The organism is Acetanaerobacterium elongatum (genome assembly GCF_900103835.1).
In the GTDB taxonomy this organism is placed as follows: Bacteria; Bacillota; Clostridia; order Oscillospirales; family Ruminococcaceae; genus Acetanaerobacterium; species Acetanaerobacterium elongatum.
This window is the reverse complement of the sequence record NZ_FNID01000010.1, coordinates 25548-43671: the sequence shown is the minus strand read 5'-3', so window position 1 is coordinate 43671 and position 18124 is coordinate 25548. Positions and strand designations below refer to the sequence as shown.

Annotated in this window: 23 protein-coding genes; all 23 read right to left on the bottom strand. The window is 51.4% G+C overall.

Annotated features, from left to right (window positions below; translation table 11 throughout):
* The 23 genes from BLR50_RS04815 to BLR50_RS04705 all read right to left on the bottom strand — a co-directional run bounded on the left by BLR50_RS04815 (position 1) and on the right by BLR50_RS04705 (position 17989).
* A complete protein-coding gene (locus BLR50_RS04815) occupies positions 1-777 on the bottom strand; it encodes a head maturation protease, ClpP-related (RefSeq protein ID WP_092639114.1) in 777 nt (258 codons plus the stop codon).
* Positions 719-2035: a phage portal protein gene (locus BLR50_RS04810; protein ID WP_092639112.1), complete on the bottom strand. Its 1317-nt coding sequence runs from the start codon at positions 2033-2035 to the stop codon at positions 719-721. The genes BLR50_RS04815 and BLR50_RS04810 overlap by 59 nt, the downstream gene beginning before the upstream one ends.
* Before the next feature lie 16 nt (positions 2036-2051).
* The gene (locus BLR50_RS04805; protein WP_092639204.1) at positions 2052-3653 is read right to left on the bottom strand and encodes a terminase large subunit; all 1602 of its coding nucleotides are present in this window, start codon (positions 3651-3653) and stop codon (positions 2052-2054) included.
* Between the two features lie 116 nt (positions 3654-3769).
* A complete protein-coding gene (locus tag BLR50_RS04800; protein WP_092639110.1) occupies positions 3770-3997 on the bottom strand; it encodes a DUF7678 domain-containing protein in 228 nt (75 codons plus the stop codon).
* Between the two features lie 13 nt (positions 3998-4010).
* Positions 4011-4190: a hypothetical protein gene (locus BLR50_RS04795; protein ID WP_092639108.1), complete on the bottom strand. Its 180-nt coding sequence runs from the start codon at positions 4188-4190 to the stop codon at positions 4011-4013.
* 153 nt (positions 4191-4343) lie between these two features.
* Complete coding sequence (locus BLR50_RS04790; protein WP_092639106.1) at positions 4344-4520, bottom strand: DUF5049 domain-containing protein; 177 nt, start codon at positions 4518-4520, stop codon at positions 4344-4346.
* On the bottom strand, positions 4510-4746 hold the full coding sequence (locus BLR50_RS04785) for a DUF4314 domain-containing protein (protein WP_092639104.1): 237 nt from the start codon (positions 4744-4746) through the stop codon (positions 4510-4512). The genes BLR50_RS04790 and BLR50_RS04785 overlap by 11 nt, the downstream gene beginning before the upstream one ends.
* Positions 4736-5722 (bottom strand): hypothetical protein, encoded by a 987-nt coding sequence (locus BLR50_RS04780; protein ID WP_092639102.1) that lies wholly within the window; start codon positions 5720-5722, stop codon positions 4736-4738. The genes BLR50_RS04785 and BLR50_RS04780 overlap by 11 nt, the downstream gene beginning before the upstream one ends.
* A gap of 198 nt (positions 5723-5920) precedes the next feature.
* The gene (locus BLR50_RS04775; RefSeq protein ID WP_092639100.1) at positions 5921-7153 is read right to left on the bottom strand and encodes a site-specific DNA-methyltransferase; all 1233 of its coding nucleotides are present in this window, start codon (positions 7151-7153) and stop codon (positions 5921-5923) included.
* Positions 7154-7158: 5 nt separating this feature from the next.
* A complete protein-coding gene (locus BLR50_RS04770) occupies positions 7159-7710 on the bottom strand; it encodes a P27 family phage terminase small subunit (protein WP_092639098.1) in 552 nt (183 codons plus the stop codon).
* A gap of 180 nt (positions 7711-7890) precedes the next feature.
* Complete coding sequence (locus BLR50_RS04765) at positions 7891-8256, bottom strand: HNH endonuclease (protein ID WP_092639202.1); 366 nt, start codon at positions 8254-8256, stop codon at positions 7891-7893.
* Between the two features lie 117 nt (positions 8257-8373).
* Entirely contained in the window at positions 8374-8793 is a 420-nt protein-coding gene (locus tag BLR50_RS04760) for a DUF1492 domain-containing protein (protein WP_092639096.1), read from the bottom strand.
* Position 8794: 1 nt separating this feature from the next.
* Positions 8795-9013, bottom strand: a complete 219-nt coding sequence (locus tag BLR50_RS04755; protein WP_092639094.1) for a hypothetical protein — start codon at positions 9011-9013, stop codon at positions 8795-8797.
* Positions 9014-9071: 58 nt separating this feature from the next.
* Positions 9072-10436: a DEAD/DEAH box helicase gene (locus BLR50_RS04750; protein WP_092639092.1), complete on the bottom strand. Its 1365-nt coding sequence runs from the start codon at positions 10434-10436 to the stop codon at positions 9072-9074.
* Positions 10417-10698 (bottom strand): VRR-NUC domain-containing protein, encoded by a 282-nt coding sequence (locus BLR50_RS04745; RefSeq protein ID WP_092639200.1) that lies wholly within the window; start codon positions 10696-10698, stop codon positions 10417-10419. Before BLR50_RS04745 ends, BLR50_RS04750 begins: the two co-directional genes overlap by 20 nt.
* 137 nt (positions 10699-10835) lie before the next feature.
* Positions 10836-13109 carry a phage/plasmid primase, P4 family gene (locus BLR50_RS04740; RefSeq protein ID WP_092639090.1) on the bottom strand — a complete coding sequence of 758 codons (2274 nt, stop codon included), beginning with the start codon at positions 13107-13109 and terminating at the stop codon, positions 10836-10838.
* Entirely contained in the window at positions 13109-13534 is a 426-nt protein-coding gene (locus BLR50_RS04735; RefSeq protein WP_092639088.1) for a DUF7768 domain-containing protein, read from the bottom strand. The genes BLR50_RS04740 and BLR50_RS04735 overlap by 1 nt, the downstream gene beginning before the upstream one ends.
* An 81-nt stretch (positions 13535-13615) precedes the next feature.
* On the bottom strand, positions 13616-15556 hold the full coding sequence (locus tag BLR50_RS04730; RefSeq protein ID WP_092639086.1) for a DNA polymerase: 1941 nt from the start codon (positions 15554-15556) through the stop codon (positions 13616-13618).
* Positions 15557-15620: 64 nt separating this feature from the next.
* Complete coding sequence (locus BLR50_RS04725) at positions 15621-15806, bottom strand: hypothetical protein (RefSeq protein WP_092639084.1); 186 nt, start codon at positions 15804-15806, stop codon at positions 15621-15623.
* A gap of 20 nt (positions 15807-15826) precedes the next feature.
* Positions 15827-16402, bottom strand: coding sequence for a DUF2815 family protein (locus tag BLR50_RS04720; RefSeq protein ID WP_092639082.1), 576 nt, complete (start codon positions 16400-16402; stop codon positions 15827-15829).
* A complete protein-coding gene (locus BLR50_RS04715) occupies positions 16395-17534 on the bottom strand; it encodes a DUF2800 domain-containing protein (protein WP_092639080.1) in 1140 nt (379 codons plus the stop codon). Before BLR50_RS04715 ends, BLR50_RS04720 begins: the two co-directional genes overlap by 8 nt.
* Positions 17524-17838, bottom strand: coding sequence for a DNA ligase (locus tag BLR50_RS04710; protein ID WP_092639078.1), 315 nt, complete (start codon positions 17836-17838; stop codon positions 17524-17526). Before BLR50_RS04710 ends, BLR50_RS04715 begins: the two co-directional genes overlap by 11 nt.
* Entirely contained in the window at positions 17774-17989 is a 216-nt protein-coding gene (locus BLR50_RS04705; RefSeq protein WP_092639076.1) for a hypothetical protein, read from the bottom strand. Before BLR50_RS04705 ends, BLR50_RS04710 begins: the two co-directional genes overlap by 65 nt.
* Positions 17990-18124: the final 135 nt, after the last annotated feature.

The following is an 18124-nucleotide window of genomic DNA, read 5'->3' as shown; positions in this document are numbered from 1 at the left end:
TCAAATGTATTTACGGGCTTGCAGTTTCTGCATAGCCACTTCGATGGAAACGCCGACCGGCGCATCATTCTTCTTTTGCTCCGGCTTCGGAGCAGATTTAGAGACGAGCTTGTTCATAAGTGAATTGGTAACCGCCCTGCGGGAAAACGCAAAGACCACATCTTCGGTATGACCGCGCTTGGAGTCCTCCAAGATGCCGTCTGCGAAGCCCAGCTCGATAGCCTTATTCGCATTCATCCAGGTTTCACCGTCCATGAGATGCGAGATTTTCGCTCGCGACTGCCCGGTCTTGATTTCATAAGCGTTGATGATGGATTCCTTGACTTCGTCCAGCATGGCGATGGCTTTTTGCATTTCTTCGGTATCTCCGATAGCAATTGACATTGGATTGTGAATCATGAGCAGCGCTGTTGGAGCCATGAGCACCTGCGTACCTGCCATTGCGATAACCGAAGCGGCGCTCGCCGCCAGACCGTCAATTTTTACGGTGACATTGCCTGTGTAGTCCATGAGCATGGCGTAAATCTGAGAAGCTGCCACGCAGTCCCCACCAGGCGAGTTAATCCACACAACGATGTCTCCGCTACCGGAAAGCAGCTCATCTTTGAACATCCTGGGTGTGATTTCATCGTCCCACCAGCTTTCGTCTGCAATGGTTCCGTCGAGATAAAGGGTCCTGACGCCTAATTCCTCGTCTTTGTCCCAGTTCCAGAAGTGCTTATTGCTTGCTTTGCCGAGGGACTTGTTTGGGCTTACTGCCCGTATTGCTTTGTCCATCTGAGGGTTCCTCCGTTTCTGTTATAGTTGTGTTTGCGAACGCGCCAGCGTCCTGCAATTTGGTCATTGCGCCATTGATGAGGTAAAGATCGCCGCCGAGTTCCGCCGGTATCCGGTCGAGGTTTTCAAGCTGTCTGATATCGTTTGCGCTCATCCAGCCGTTCTGCCGTGCTGTCGCGTAACCTGTCATGCGGCTTGCATAGTCGCCGCGAAGCAAGCCATCCACATTGAATTTTGTAAACACATCACGCTTTTCGCTTTCGAGCAGGAGCGACTTGTTCATTGCCTGTTCCCAGCGAACGACCCACGGGTCGAGTGTGTATTTCACAAATTCCAGTGACTGTTGCTCAATATTAGAAAAGCTCGACTTCTCGAGATCCGCCAACATATGGGGCGGGACCCTGAAAATTCGAGCTATCTCATTGATCTGAAATTTTCGTGTCTCCAAAAACTGCGCCTGTTCGGGTGAAATGGCAATGGGCGTATACTTAAGTCCTTCCTCAAGCACGGCGATTTTGTTGCTGTTGACGCTGCCGCCAAAGGTGGACTGCCAGCTTTGCCTTATCCGCTCCGGGTCCTTTATGGTGCCGGGGTGCTCCAACACGCCGCTGGGTGCTGCGCCGTTGGCGAAAAATTTAGCGCCGTATTCCTCGGCGGCAATAGCGAGCCCTACGGCGTTTTTTGCCATTGCAATCGGCGAGTAGCCGACCAGTCCGTCAAAGCCTAAACCGAGAATGTGTAGCACATCGCTTGGAGCGAGGATAACATCGCTCGGCTTGTTCCTGCTGACCTCTGGCGCGTCATCGCTATTTTTTCTGTAGCGGTAATACAGCCGACCTTGTGAATCTCTGTCCACGGTCATACGGTCTGGCATGAGGGGATACAGCGCCACAACGTCGCCGCGAGCGTTTCGGATAATCTGGGCGTAGGCATTGCCTGTCAGCAACAGATGATTCATCATCGTCTCCCGGAAAACAAACGACGTCATTTCCGGGTTTGGCTCGTCGTGCAGTACACGCCACAGCGGGTGGTCGAGATGTTTGTCCTTGCTGCCGTCGTCGCCGTATTTATACACAAACAGCGGAAGCCCCGCGATTGCTTCGGATAATATACGGACGCAAGAATAAACCGCAGTCATTTGCATGGCTGTTCTTTCATTGACTACCTTGCCGGAGGACGAGCCGCCCCACAAAAAGCTGGTGCTGCCTAAGTTCTTAGGCTTATCACGGGCTTTGAAAATTCCTTGAAAGATGTTCATAGGCAGTTCCCTCCAATTAAAAAACGAGCAGTCCGCGTGTGTCATACACGCTTTGGCCCGTATCGTTGCCGCACCGAATTGCCCGGTCGAGCGCCATAATAGTAGCGACTGCGCCGTCGATTTTCTCTGTGGATTTTTCCTTATCTGCTTTGATATTTCCAGCCGGGTCGGTGCGAATATAGATGTTGTCCATCATCCAGCGAAGCACTGGGTGGCCGCCGTGGGCGAGCTTTTCTTCTAGCGTCAGCTTCATCAGTTCTTTGGTCGGAGAGCTCATATCCTTAAAGCCCTGTCCGAACGGCACGACCGAGAATCCGAGCGTTTCAAGATTCTGCGTCATTTGCACAGCGCCCCAGCGGTCAAAAGCAATTTCACGGATATTGTACTTCTCGCCGAGGGTTTCAATGAACTGCTCGATGTAGCCGTAATGTACTACATTGCCCTCGGTGGTTTGCAGAAAGTCTTGCTTTTTCCAAACGTCGTAATTTACATGGTCGCGCCGAACACGCAGGTCGATATTGTCCTCCGGTATCCAGAAGTACGGCAGTATAGCGTATTTATCTGCCTCATCTTCCGGCGGGAACACCAACACGAATGCCGTGATATCGGTAGAGGACGAGAGGTCAAGGCCACCGTAGCAGACCCGCCCTTCAAGCAATTTTTCATCCACGGGGAATGCGCAGGCGTCCCATTTATCCATCGGCATCCAGCGCACCGCCTGCTTTACCCATTGGTTCAGACGAAGCTGCCGGAAACTGTTTTCCTCGGCGGGGTTCTGCTTTGCTGACTCAAATGCAGCTCTGACTTTATCCATGCCTACCGTGATGCCGAGGGAGGGATTTGCTTTTTTCCACACCTTGGGGTCTGTCCAATCGTCTTCCTGCGCCGCGCCGTAAATCACCGGATAGAATGTCGAGTCGTGTTTTCTGCCGTTTATGATATCCAGCGCCTTCTGGTGTACTTCCCAGCAGATGCTGTTCTGGTTGTCACCGGCTGTTGTGATCAGAAAGTACAGCGGCTGCATCCGGGCGTCACCGCTTCCCTTGGTCATGACGTCATATAATTTTCTGTTCGGCTGGGTGTGCAGCTCATCGAATACCACACCGTGGGTGTTAAAGCCGTGCTTGTTTCCGACGTCGGCGGACAGCACCTGATAGATGCTCCCAGTCGGCTGATAGATGAGCCGCTTGGTTGCATCCAGTATTTTGACACGCTTTGAGAGCGCCGGACACATTCGCACCATATCTGCTGCCACGTTGAAAACAATGGACGCTTGATTTCGGTCTGCGGCACATCCATAGACCTCGGCGCGTTCCTCATCATCGCCGCAGGTGAGCAACAGGGCAACAGCTGCCGCAAGCTCACTTTTTCCCATTTTCTTCGGAATTTCTACATAGGCGGTATTGAACTGGCGGTAGCCATTGGGTTTGAGGGTTCCAAAAATATCACGGATAATCTGTTCCTGCCAATCGATCAGTTCAAATGGTTTGCCCGCCCAGGTGCCTTTGGTATGGCAAAGTGCTTCGACAAAAGCTACGGCATAGTCGGCGGCGGTTTTGTCGTAAACGGAATCCGTGGCCTTAAACCGTGTCGATTTATACTTTTTTAGTTTACGGATATCGACCGCCTCCTTCCGGGCATAAAAATAGACCGCCATCGGCAGTCCTTCAAAATTTATCTGTACGAGATACAGCCCCATGCAGGGCGGAATCTCGGCTATCTTATTAGCGTGGGTTAGTAGTTTTCGCTGTGCAGCAGAAGTTCAAAGGCAAGCTGTGTGTCTGGGTCGGAGGGTTCCACATCCCAGCCTCTGTCATAGTTGCACACGACCTCGCCGTTACGCTTGAGCATCAGCTTGCTGATTCTGCCGCCGTCGATACCAAATTGCGAACCTTCGTCGTACTGCTTCATCCAGTAATGAAAAACGCTGTCGTGAATTTTCAGGCTTCCTTCTTTCCACATCGCCGCGTCCTCCTTAAAATCTCTTGATGCTGGCATTGCTGTCGGCATCGAAGCTCACGTTGTAGCGGATTTCACAGCCGTCGGCGTTTTTGGTAATCACTCGAATGCCGCCTTCAAAAGCTGAGTACATTCTGTCGATTTTCTCGCCCTGCGGCAGTTGGCTTTCAATTTGCTTAATCTGTTTTTCGGTCATTTTTGTTTCCTCCGTTTGTGTGTTTTCCATTTCGGTAGGTACATATTCGCTCTAAAAGAGGATAATAGCAAGTCAATTACCCCATATAAACCAGCGTATACTGTACAATCTTTCAGAGCATTTCGGTTACCGCAATTGTGTAGTTTACAGCCGTTATTCTTCTCCTGTGAGGATAAAGTGGACATATTGGTCCTTATGCTCTTCAAGGAAAACCACCAGCTCAAAGAAGTTCATTTCATGGGCAATGCGCTGAACGGTATTGACATCAAACATATTTGTCAGCCCGGTATGGCGGATGACAAGGATTTGCTCACGCACCTTATTTGTCATCGTCGCATTTCCTGCAAAGGTCCTCACCGTAGACTACTTGGAGCGAACTCCCGTTGTCCCACGCAACACCCAGGCTGCCGAGGTCGTCCACATACCGCACGGTGCCTTTTGTCCCGATTGGCGGCGCTTGGACATCGTCCATACGGAGAAGCTCCACACGGCAGCCGACCGGATACTGCTTTAGGATACGCTCGACTGTTTCTCTTGATGGAAAATTATTGTTCATCGTCGGTTCCTCCCAAAATAGCTTTAATTTCGGCGCATACAGCAGGGTCGGCTTTTGCTTTATCAAGGTCGTCCTGCGAGAAGCCTTTTTTCTGACCGTCTTTGAAAGCCGAACTGCCGGAGAGGTTGCGGAGCAGAATTTTCCGTTCCTCTTTGTATGCCGAGCCTATGAAGCCGAGCCGCAGGAGAAAGCAGCGGAAAGCATATTTGTCGTTGTCGGTTTCCTTTTCCTTTGCCGTGATGCGCTTTTGCACTCTTGCCATCTCGCAGAGTGCAGCCACAAAATGTGTGTATGCCTTGACTGCATCTGCATCGGTGCCGTCCTCAAACCAAGGGAACCGCACCTTGTCATCTGTTATTTCAAGTTCGAGCGTTTCCGCACCGAGGGCCTTTTTAATAAGGCTGCCTTTGCTTTCGACCAGCCGCTTGAGGTTGTCGAGTGCCGTTTCGGTGAAAGAGGAGCGCGGCATTTCAATCATCAGCCCGATGTCCTCATCGGATTCTGGGACATCGCTTGCTTGCATACCGTTCTCGCCGTGGAAATCCTCCCGGTGGGTGCGCCCGAGCCCCAGTTCTTCTTCCTCGGTCATCGGAAGGCTGAGAAAATAATCGTCAATCTGTTTTTGCATTTCGGGTGTGAACGGAATTTCCAGATCTGCATACTGCCCGGGGTGGTGCTGGTCAATATCTGGAGCCTCATCCGGTGCACCCATGACACCAAGGTTGCTTTCGTAGGTGTCAGGTTCGTCATACTTGCGGCTGTTACCGTCTGCATCAAAGCCTGCCTGGTGGAGCGCGTCCTCCAAGTCAAGGTTGTCTGGACCCGCAAGTGTTCCGTTCTTGTCGATGTGATAACTGCCGACCTCGTAGGAAAAGGTAGGAGCACCGAGGTAATTAGTTGGGGCACCAAGCGCCGTGCTGATTGCTCCGACCAGTGATTTGCGTTCGCTGCCTGTTACATTGTATTTGAGTTTCATTTTTCAAACCGCCTTTCTTTTTTCGGTATTACATTAATCACTCTAAACCGCTTATATAGCAACGGTTTTATGCGATTTTTGTGTAGAATACTGTACCCATTATTCGGCGGTTTTTGTGTAGATAACACAATGCCGGACAGTACAAAACAGACGCATGGCATGGCATCTTTGTATTCGAAAAGAGAGCCGAGCGTGAGCTTATTCATTGACAGCCACATCTGTATATTTCATCGTGACACCATCGCGGGTAACGGAAACACCGTCTGCAGCGCTGACTTGCTCGATATACCGCTTTATAATGACGTCGCAGTATTTTTCATCAAGTTCTATGGTAAAGCAAATCCTGTCAGACTGCTCGCATGCGATGAGCGTAGAACCGCTGCCGCCGAAAGGGTCAAGCACGATACAGTTGGTGAGGCTGCTGTTCATAATGGGATATGCCAGCAGTGCAACCGGCTTCATGGTGGGATGGTCAGCGTTTTTCTTCGACTTATCAAATTCCCAGATGGTCGTCTGCTTGCGGTCGGCATACCAGTTGTGCTTGCCTTTTTTCTTCCAGCCGAAGAGGACAGGTTCATGCTGCCATTGATATGGTGAGCGTCCCAGCACCAGCGACGGCTTCTTCCAGATGCAGCACCCGGAAAGCTGAAAGCCTGCATCTGAGAATGCCTTACGGAAATTCAACCCTTCAGTGTCGGCATGGAACACATAAATGGAAGCGTCCTGTGCCATCGCCGCTTCGGTGTTTGTAAACGCCGCAAGCAGGAAGTCATAGAACGCTTCATCGCCCATATTGTCGTTTTTAATCTTTCCAGCCGTTCCTTCATAGTTGACATTGTACGGCGGGTCGGTCACCACCAGATTGGCGAGCTTCCCGTTCATCAAAGCGGTGAAGGTGACGGCTTTGGTAGAATCGCCGCAGACCAGCCGATGGCGGCCAAGCGTCCAGATATCACCGAGCTTTGTAACGGCGGGCTTTTTAAGTTCCGCGTCAACATCAAAATCATCATCTTTGATACCGTCCTTGAGCGAGTCCTTGAATAGGTCGTCAATTTCTCCGGGGTCGAAGCCCGTGAGCGACACATCAAAGTCCGCACCCTGCAAATCTGCAATGAGCAGAGCCAGCTTGTCTTTATCCCAGTCACCGCTGATTTTATTAAGCGCAACATTGAGCGCCTTTTCCTTTTCAGCGTCCATCTCGACAACTACGCAATCAACCTCGGTGACACCCATATCGAGCAGCACCTTTAATCTCTGATGACCGCCAACGATATGGGAGGTGGCTTTATTCCATATAACGGGTTCGACATAGCCGAACTCCTCAAGCGAGCGTCTCAGCTTTTCATATTCTGGATCACCTGGTTTCAGGTCTTTGCGAGGATTGTAATTGGCGGGAACGAGTCGATCAGTTTGAATTTTTTCTATCAGCATAGCTTTCAGCCGCCTTTCCGAGCGGTAAGCAGCCGCTCCATCACATCGTCCTGCGGATTAGTTCCGCCATACTCACCGGTGCAGTTTTCCTTGACGATCTGGAAAATCTCCATCCACAACCGATTTGTCTGGTTCATGTAGTTCTGACCCATCGCCACATAAGGACTTTGAATGGCGTTGCCCGTGGTGGGGTGCTTTGCCAAAAAACCGTATTCGGTAACCGCCTCTTCACACTGAATCCACCGAGCCACGCTCATGGCGTAGCGTTCCAGAAGCTGGGGTGAAACAAGAGCGGCGCATCCGCGCTCGTTCAGCCAGTGCCATGTATTTTTGTAGATGTCTGCCGCAACGAGCGTCTTACCGTCCTTCTGCACGGCTTCGAGCATTTTGTTCGGTTCCGGCATCGCCTGACCTTGCAGGTCGGCAGTGTCAGAAAACTCCATCACAGTCAATTTTCTTCCGCAGGGATTGCGGGCTGATATTTTATCGGCGAGAGGCTTCTTTTTCGCACCAGCACCGATGCGAGCACCGCCTCTGCAGGTGCCGTCTTTCGCCATATTCATCACACTCCTTGCGCGCCGGGGCTATTCCACCGTTTGAAACCGCGTTTTTCAACACGAAGCTCCACGCCGCTGTCCAGATTTTTTTGTTTTAGAGATTTTGATACCCCCACCGGGAGAGACCATGAAAAATGGATTGCTTTGAGGCATCGTACTAAAATGTAAACGATGCCTCTTTCAATATCCTTTTCCCCATCGGTCGCCGCTCTCGGCAGTGATACGAGAGTGACAGGCTTTGCAAAGAGCCATGAGGTTCTCGGCATTGCTGTTGCCGCCTTTGGAGAGCGGGAGAATGTGGTGCACCTCCTCGGCGGGTGTCAGCTTTCCTTGCTTTTGGCATTCCTCGCAGAGAGGATGTGCCTTGATGTAACGGTCACGGATTCGTTTCCAGCTACGGCCGTACCGTTTATTTGACGCAGGGTCACGCTCGTACTGGTTGTAGCGTTTGTCCATGACCTTCTGATGCTCGGCACAGTATTGCTCGCGCACGGCAAGCCGACCGCAGCCGGGGTAGGCACAGGGACGTTTCGGTTTGTATGGCATTTGGTTCACCTCCTTCGGGGCATAAAGAAAGCCCTGCGGGATTGCTCCCACAAGGCTCTCTACATTTTGTCTCTACATTATAATACTATCATAAGAGGCGGGTATCAGGTGGTATCATCAGGTATCACGATGGAGGATTTCGTCGCAAGTGTCCAATGCGCCAGTGTGTATCTTGTATAGGTGGTGGATGCTGTAGTTCATGTCGACGGCAATCTGCTCCCAACTCATGTAGCAAAGGTAGCGTTTTTCCAGAAGAGTCTGAAACTCCGTGTTGTCAACAGATTTCACAAGTGCAACAATGTCTCGTTTAAGGTCAACAAGTCGGTCTATGTCACGGTTGATCTCCGCTTGTAAGTCAATAATTTTTGCAACGGCATCTGCCATCGTGGAAGTAGCACGGTTTGGGTTACGCGGCATACCGGTGAGTGTCGAGGTTGCTTTTGTAGCCAGTTCATTAAGCGATTGTACCTGATCCAGTTTAGAGTTTATGCGCTGATCAAGGCGGTAGGCTTGGGAAAGATATTCTCTTGCCCTCATGTCACACCACCTCCTTGCGAAGCTTGCTGATAAGCATTTCAGGGTCGATATTTGTCAGAAGTCCAAACCAACCTGAACGAAAGAACCGCTCAATTTCATTCTTGGTAATACTGGCATCCTTATCTTTGGGGCTGAATCGCAGGATACCAAGAGCCTCCCGATAATCCTGCGCGGATTTCAAAATGATAGCGTTTGCTAAGTTTTCATAGGGGTTGTTCATAATCTGTACCTCCGAATTTTTATTTCTCTCGGATTGGCACGGATTGTCATAGATTTTCTCAGATGTGCAGGTCGGCTTTTACCGCCTCTATCAAAGCGGCCTGTGTACTGTCCTTTTTCGACAGTACCCGCAAAATCCGCTCGTCAATAGTGTCTTTGGCGACGATGTGCTGTACCACAACCGTTTCGGCGCTCTGGCCCTGCCGCCACAGACGGGCGTTGGTCTGCTGATATAATTCCAGTGACCAGGTCAGCCCAAACCAGACGATGCAGGAGCCGCCGCTTTGAAGGTTCAGCCCGTGACCGGCGGAGGCGGGGTGGATTAGCGCCACGGGCAGTTCACCGGTGTTCCACCTGCGGATACTGTCGGCACTGTCCAGCTTGGAGAACGGGATATGGAGCTTTTGTAGACGCTCGGTGATCCGGGCAAGGTCATGCTTAAACCAATAGGCCACAAGAAGCGGCTTGCCACCAGCGGCTTCGATGATATCCTCCAGTGCATCCAGCTTTTGTTCATGGATGGTAAGGGTCCCGCCGTCGTCGGTATATATAGCACCGTTTGCCATTTGGCACAGCTTCCCGGTGAGAGCAGCGGCATTTGCGGCGGTGATGTCGCCGTCCGGGAGCTGCAGCACGAGATCATTTTTTAGGTCATCATAACGTTGGTGTTCCTCTTCGGAGAGGTGGACGGTGTATTCGCTGTTGATCAGCTCCGGCATTCTCAGAAGATCGGTTGATTTCATAGAGATGGTGATGTCAGCGATTTTGTCATAGATCCGTTGTTCGGCTCCGGGCAGCAGTTTGTAGCTAAAGATGACCTGCCCATTGCGCTTGTCCGGCATGAAATAGTCAAGCCGGTAGTGGCTGATGAACCGTCCGAGGCGAACGCCCAAATCCAGCAGTCGGAACTCAGCCCATAAATCCATGAGGCCATTGCTGCTCGGCGTTCCGGTTAATCCGATGATGCGTTTTACCGTGGGGCGAACCTTCATCAGCGCTCGGAATCGCTTTGCTTGGTAGTTTTTGAAAGATGACAGCTCATCAACCACAATGGTGTCATAACTGAAGGGCAGCTTGCTTTCCTCAATGAGCCACTGGACATTTTCTCTGTTAATGATGTAAATGTCAGCGGGTTTTATCAGTGCCGCACGGCGCTCAGATTCGGTGCCGACTGCCACGGAGCAGATGAGGTTCTGCAGGTGGTCCCACTTATCTGCTTCAGTTGGCCATGTGTCCCGTGCCACTCGCAGTGGTGCGATTACCAAAATGCGATGCGCCTCGAAGCTGTCAAACAACAGGTCATTCAGCGCCGTCAGCGTGATACTCGTCTTGCCAAGGCCCATATCCAACAGAACGGCGGCGATGGGGTGTTCTTCAATGTAGCCGATGGCGTATTTCTGATAGTCATGTGGTTCGTATTTCATCAAGAATTCCTCCAATCTGCCGCTCGTCATCCAAAACATAAACTCTGAAACCAAGCCCTCGTAGTATTCTGTGTCTTGCCAGTTGCAGCGGTCTCGGCTTTTCACCGGGAGCCTTTACTTCCGCGAAACCCATGTGTCCACCCGGTAAAAGTATGATGCGGTCGGGCATACCGTCAAAGCCAGGGCTTGTGAACTTCGGTGCGATACCGCCAGCTGCTTTGACTGCCTGAACCAGTTTTTTCTCAATTGCTTTTTCTCTCATATTCTCACGCTCCATCAGGGATTTAAAGGAGGGGTAACCTCGACGCAGGTCATTTCTAAAACTTTTCTTAGACTTATTTTTTAAGGTCTTAAGAGACTTTTTGTATATGACCTTTATCGAGGTTACCCCATAGTCCATCAGTTCAGGAAATCCTCAAAATCTCCGTCGTCGATTTTCAGTCGTAGTCCTGTAAAGAACCGCTTGTTTTTTGCCTTAATTCGCCCATACCCGGCAGCCTCCAGCGCAGCATAGAAGTCCGTCGTGCTACGGATATACTCATTGGTGTCAATGCAGTAATTCCGATACGTCTGATACAGTGCACTGGAACTTTCCCGGAAACTCGCACCAAGCTCACATTTGTCCTCAAGGAAATGGCCAAACCAGTCGTTTTGCGCCCGGTACTCCGCAATGGCTTTCTGCACACATTCCGGTACCGGGATTTTGTAATCCAGCGCAATGACTTTTTTAGCACCATCAATAATCCACGCGAGAATACTTTCACCGGCGTTCTGATAGAGGTACTCGCCGTAGTTCTTGATGTCGCTGCTGCCCTCGATTTTAGCGTCGAAGGGTATGACAATCAGCCTACGCCAGATACCGTCATCAGAGGCACTGACCTTCGGCAGATGGTTGGTATAGAGGACGAGCGTGTGACAGGGCGTGAAGCTGAATGGGTCCTTGTACTTTTTCTCGGCAAAAACATCGTCTGTGGAGCAAAGCTGCTTGACAGTAGAATCGTTAAGCCTTGCGCCTTCCTGCATTTCAGCCGCAATGAGCAGTCGCTTGCCCTTGACCTCGGCCATCTCTGGTTTGATGTTCCGGCGGCATCCGACCGTCAGCGTATCAGCAGAGATGTTGCCGCTGTAAAGGCCGAGTACACGGGAGACTGCATTCCAGAAGGTGGACTTACCGTTGCGGCCGCCACCGTAAGCAATAATCAGAGCTTCCACATAAACCTTACCGATAGCAGCGAGTCCACAAATCATCTGTACATAGTCGATAAGCTCCTGATTGCTGCAGAAGATGAGGTTTAAGCTGTCCAGCCAAAGTTGTTCGCACTTGTCGCTGGGTGAGACCGAGGTCATTTTGGTGATAAAGTCCTCTGGCGAATGTTCTCTGGCCCCAGCCATGCCTTTCCGTAGATCGTAAGTAGCAGCAGGCGTACACAGCAGAAAACAGTCGGCATCGAGGTCACGCGGTGATATTTCCAGCATTGGGTGCGACTCCTTAAGCGTCGCGGTGATATTCTTGGAATCCCGGCGACGAATGGCGAAGGACTGATATACTTTGGCTGCAAGAAAATCCCGATATGCTTCAAGCTGCGCGTTGTTCATAAGAGACTCCGCCTTTGACTTGGAGGTATTCTCGACGATTTCCTGACCGCCGTTTTCCATCAGCAGTTTCATCGCCGATTGCAGGTCTTTCGTGGCTTCTGTGAGCTGGCGACGGGTAAGCTCATGGGCGACGGCTTGTGCGCCGGGTTCGCTTTCCTGCCAATAGTGCTCGTTGTAGCGGATGAAGTGCGTAGCCGGAGAGTACCGCAGCCCACAAGAGAAGTATTTTGCCAGTACTTCCGCCTGTCCTACATCGGAGTAATCTCCGGGTTTATATGACACTGGGTCGTTATATACCTCCGGTGGCACATATCCGTCCTGCTGTTGAACCTTTGCAAAGAAGCGCTGGGCGCTGTGCCAGATGGTAAATAGCTCCTGCTCCCCAAGTGGCGGAGAGCATTTTGCGGCTTCTTCCAAAAAGCACTGATAAGCGGCATCACCATCACCATACTTTTTAATGACGCGACCGGCGAAGCGGGACATGGTAGCGTTACGACTTCCTTCCGGGATGACCTGATTGGCATGATGACCACTGGTCATATCCACATCGAAATCATCGCTTTCCAAAAACTCGCTTAAGTTCATGCCGCCTTCGTAAATCTCTACCTCCGGCGAATTGGTACCGAAGAAAAAACGAGCGGCATCCAGCGCCTTGGTGTCGAAATATGGAAAGATGGCATTAACCAGTTTCTTCATATCACTGTAGCAGGCTGCGTCTGTAATGTGGTCGATGGGAAAAAGAACATGAAATTTCGGCCGAGCGGGTTTACCGTTCTTTTCACGCATATTAGACCGGCTGTAGTGAACGGCAAAGGTCACACCGGGAAAAGCCTCCATAACATCGGCTGGCAGAATCCAATCTTCAGGGTTTTCCGAGTGGTCGTTATCACAGTCCACCGGCAGGCAGTCGCTGCCTATGAAGTTATCGCCGTTTCGATAGTTATTTTTGTACTCTGCGCACACATAGTCTCGACCGACCGCAGCGGCCAGTGATGCTGAATCGGTAATTTCCACCTTGTAAGGATAGGAGCAATTGCCGGGGTTGCCGATAAAATCAGAATGATAAAGGGTGAACATCAAACCTGCACCTCCTCGCAGTTTTCGGTAAAGTAGCGCAAACGGTAGTTCTTCCACTTGGCCCTTTTGATTTCAGCCTCCATACCGGCCGAGATAATGCTGCCGAATACCCATACCTCTGAGCATTTGCTCATCAGGGCGTTTCCGAAGAACAACCCAAGCTGGCGCTCCGCGGGATTATCATCGTTTAGAAACTGTGGGAACAGCAGGTGCGGTGCGACTGGAATGTAGCCATTGTCCACGGCATATCGGCTGTAGCCCTGCGCGGCCCTCACGTTACCTTCCACATCTCCTGAAAATGGAGAGCAAATATATATGATAGGCCGGAATGCTCGAAGCGCCCGTTCCTCTTTTTCAATAATGGACATTGCTTCATAGGCAGTTGGGTCGTAATATCCCTCACTGTTGTATTTGTCTATACTCATTAGGAACACTCCTTTCACGGCGGACTTTTTGCCCACCTCTAAATCTCACTGGAACAAAAAGCCCACTTTGGACGAAACCTTTTAATCTTTTTTATAAAAATCTGTCTCGTAGCCATCGGCACGGAGCAGCAGCCCTTTTGCCCATGGCGGCGTCCGACCCATCTGTTGGCAGACAGCATCCAGCGACATGTGCGTATCGGCTTCGATTACTACTTCGTCGTGGATATGCATGACAATCGAGCAGCACCGGAGCGTCTGCATGGCGTAGCAGAGAATGTCACGAGCTGTAGCCTGAACGATGTTTTCAACGAGCTTCGGCCCATAAGAATCCAGCCGCTCCCATTTTTTTGTGCCGCCGACGCCTTCGTAAGTAATGCAACTGCTACCGAACTTGTTCTCACCGATGCGCGGCTTTACATAGGCAAGCTGCCTACCAGACGGAAGTGTGATGAACAGCATCCCGCTCCGGCAGGTAAAAACGATGCCGTGGGTTTCATTGGTATGCTTGTGACGAACTGCCTCCATCGCGGCGCGGTCAACGTCCCACCAGAATTTCACGATGTGCGGATTGGACTGCCGCCATGCGTCAACGAGTGGAGGGAGCTCATCTTCAGTAAGCCCCATTTCAAGAGCACCCATTGCCTTGAGCGCACCAACTGCTCCGCCATAACCGAGGGCAAGTTCGGCGATTTTGCCTTTCTGGCGTAGATGGCCATTGACACCATGCTTCTCAACTGGCACCTTGAACATCTGACTGGCTGAGGCGCAGTAGATGTCGCCGCCTTTGGCAAACACGTCCTGCCGCCACTGTTCACCGGCGAGCCATGCGATCACTCGGGCTTCGATGGCGCTAAAGTCGGAAACGATGAACTTTGCATCGGTTCTTGGCACAAATGCTGTGCGAATGAGCTGCGACAGTGTGTCTGGCACATCCTCGTAGAGCATTTCCAGCGCATCAAAGTCGCCGCAGCGAACAAGGGAGCGGGCTTCAGCTAAATCCTCCAAATGGTTCTGCGGCAGGTTTTGCATCTGTATAAGCCTGCCTGCCCAGCGACCTGTGCGATTGGCTCCACAAAACTGAAACATCCCACGGGCGCGACCATCGGAGCAGACTGCATTTTGCATCGCCTGATATTTTCGTACCGACGATTTGGCGAGTTGCTGACGGAGGGAGAGAACATCTGCAAGTTCCGGTGGTGCCGTTTTCAGTAACTCGATGACTGCCTTTTTGCCAAGCGTATCCGTCTCCATGCCGTTATCGGCAAGCCACTGCTTCATTTGCTGTACCGAATTTGGATTATCCAGCTCAGTCAGTGATTTCATGGCAGTGGTGAGTTCAGAACGGGAACGACCGTCCATAGCAATGGCCTCCTGCACCAGCGTCATATCCAGCGCAACGCCTCGGTCATTTATCTCTTGGTCGAGGTGATATTCATCCCAGACACTGTCTGGTACCGGAAACTTGGCGAGCTTGGCCTGTATGGACATCTCCGCTTCAACATCGCGGGCGTTATATTTTTTGAACGCCGACCACTTGTCCGGCGCGTGGTACGGGTAATTTCGGGAGCGCTGACCGTTGGATTTCGTCGGAGCACAAGGCTGGCAGAAGTATTTAATGAGGTCTTTGCCCTCGGTGAGCTTTTGCTTATCCAGCTTAAGCACCGATCCGACGCCTTCCAGTGAAAGCGGCAGTCCCATTGTCGCAGCCCATATCATGGAGCACTTCCACGAGGCAGGGTTGATATATTCGCTGGTTGGGAGTCCAAGAAAATGAGACAGGCAGACCCGCTCAAAGTTTGCATTGAAGGCCCACTTTGTTACAGCTTCATCGGTAAGCGCCGTCGTGATCTCAGGCGGGAGCATTTCACCGCAGGCAAGGTCAACGACCTGAACAGAGCCACCATCTACGGAATAGCCGAACAAAATAATCTCAAAATCCGGTGACTCGACATAGCGGTAAACACCTGATTTTGCGAGATTGACGCTGCTATAGGTTTCAATATCTATACTGAGTGTTTTCATAATCAACCATCCTTTATTGAGAAGAAGGCGGCAAAGAATGTCTCTGCCGCCCTCATAGATACTGTTACTTGCTGATTTCCTTCATGCGCAGCTCATGGTATTCCTTATCACGGACGGCCTGTGCTTTTTCACGCTTCTCACGCTTGCGGTCATACACTGCGCTCTGAATCGCATTAATCAGGAATACAATGCTGAAACAGAGCCAGATGGCAATAAGGACGGTCAACAAGATGGTTTGTAAGGTTGTCATAGCTTTTCACCCTTCCTTTCTCAGTTCAGAAAATCGTTGTCATCGTCGGTTGCGAAATCGGACTCAGCACTGGTCTTGCCGCCGAGAGGCTCGCCGTCGCGTACCTTCTGCAGGTTGTTCAAACCACATGCGATTCCCTTGTTTCCATTGCTATTGAAGGCATAAAAACTGATGCTTGCCCTGCCGTAAACACCGGAGTAAACCTCGGAGCGGGTAAGAACGGGATTGCGGTCAGCATCGACAATACCGGGAGCGGTGGCAGAGTTTGCGTTGATGAAGTAAGCGTTGGCATAAGCGGGATCGTCAGGACGCTCAGAATCTCCGTCCCTGAGAGGAATTTTGAGTGCCGCCAGTGGAGGCACAGACTTGCCGTTGCCCTTCAGCTTGGACTCGCCGTCATGGTATGCAGCTTCGATAGCGGCTCTGATCTTGGCGACGGTCTTTGTGTCAGACTTGGGAACGATAAGGCTGACAGAGAACTTTGGCGTACCGCCGTTAATACTCTTGGCTTCCCATACATTCGCATAACTCCAGCGGGTGTCGGGGCCGGTAATAACCTTCATGGGGTTGTTTACTTTGTTTGTGTTGTTATTCATAATCGTTTTCCTCCATAAAATCATTTTTGGCTGTGTTCATGGCCGGGCGTTTATCGCTCTCCGGCACAAGCGTGGGTTTACCTTGCGGCTTTTCAATGTAAGCCGCGAGAAGTTCATCAAAGCGGGATTTACCGAGAAGCTTCTGCATGGCAGTGACGCCGAGCACTTTGCGCTCATACGGGTCGAAGCCGGCATGCTCAACAACATCGGCGACAACTGCGTCACTCACATATTTCCTGTTGGAGCGGCCCTCGACCAGCTTCCAGCCGGCCCACTCCTTACCGCTGATTGCCTGCTGCAATGCGTATTCCTTGATGTCCGCCGCCCAAGCGACAAGGTCATCGACCTTTGAGAGGATATCTTCAATGTCCTCGTCTGTAAGCAACGGCGGCAGCTTGAAGTCATAACGGGCAAGCTCCATATTGGCGTCAGCTCTGGCACGGCAGTCGTGCTTTGCCTTACAGAAGCCACACCATTCGCCGCAGAGGAAGTTTCCATCTCCAGCGAAAGCAAGGTCGGCTGTAGGTTTTAGTACCTCGTCTGCCCAGTGGTAAAGTTCATCTTTCGAGAGCTCGTATGTGCTGATGTTATCGCGGCGTGGCTGATAAATGGTCATGCGAACGGTATCAATGTCGTAGATTCCGTCGAACAGTTCCAGAGCACCGAGGGCGTAACACTGCATTTGTGGGTTTTCGGTTGAATCGACCATGATTCCACGACCGTGCTTGTAGTCGATGATTTTCAGGGTGCCGTCTGCAATGATAAGGCAATCTGCGGTACCGAAGCCGGACGCTACCCAGCGGGAGAAGTCTACACGCTGCTCGATCAGGACAACAGGATCGGCGCAGGTTTGCTTAGCAGCTTCCATCTGTTCGAGAACATAGGTGGCATAGCCGGTGGCGCAGTCGTCCATTTCCTCATTGAACCAGGTGAGGTTTTCAGTTGGGTCTTCGGCCTCCATACCCAGCGCCTGGCGAAGCTTGTATTCACAAAGCGCGTGGGCATCAGTACCCTCGGCCGCGAAGTCACTTCCTTTGTCCTCGTAACTCTCACATAGTCGTGCACTGGGTGGGCATCGAAGCCAGCGCTCCGACGATGATGCGGATAGAAGGGCATGTCCTTTAGGTGGCATCGTTCAATCCCTCCACATCGGCAAGTAATCCCCCGTACCGGGTGGGGTCTATCTCAGACAGCTTACTGGCTCCGTACTTCTGGAGCAGAGAGCGAATCTGAGCGGTGAAGCCCGCACGAGACTTGTCTGCAAGGACGGCTCTGACCACTTCCAGCGTAAGTACCGGTTCAACGGGAACAGACTCCGCAGTTACTGGCTCATTGCCGCCAAACTGCTCCGCCAGCCAATTGGCGGCTTCGTTAATAGTGGCAGCGCATCTGCGTAGGTCTTCGATGGTTGCGGCCATTTCGCTCATTTTGCTCATCTGTTTTTCCTCCTTCCGTAGATTGTCTTTGTCCGGCAAGTAAGGTCAGTTTTCTTGCCAGCCGCATGGATACGACGCTGATTGCGGTGAGAATATCAACGAGTTCCTCGTCAGCAGCGACACCCTGGGGGTTCGTTTGGGTCTGGTCCATTTCGTTTCACCTCCGTTCTGAAAGCTGGTTGCTTATCGCTTTCACAACTCACTGGAACGAAAAGGCCCGTTTGGACGAAAAGCAGAAAAACTTTTTTGTAAAAATCTCCGACCACCGTATTAGGGCAGCCGGAGA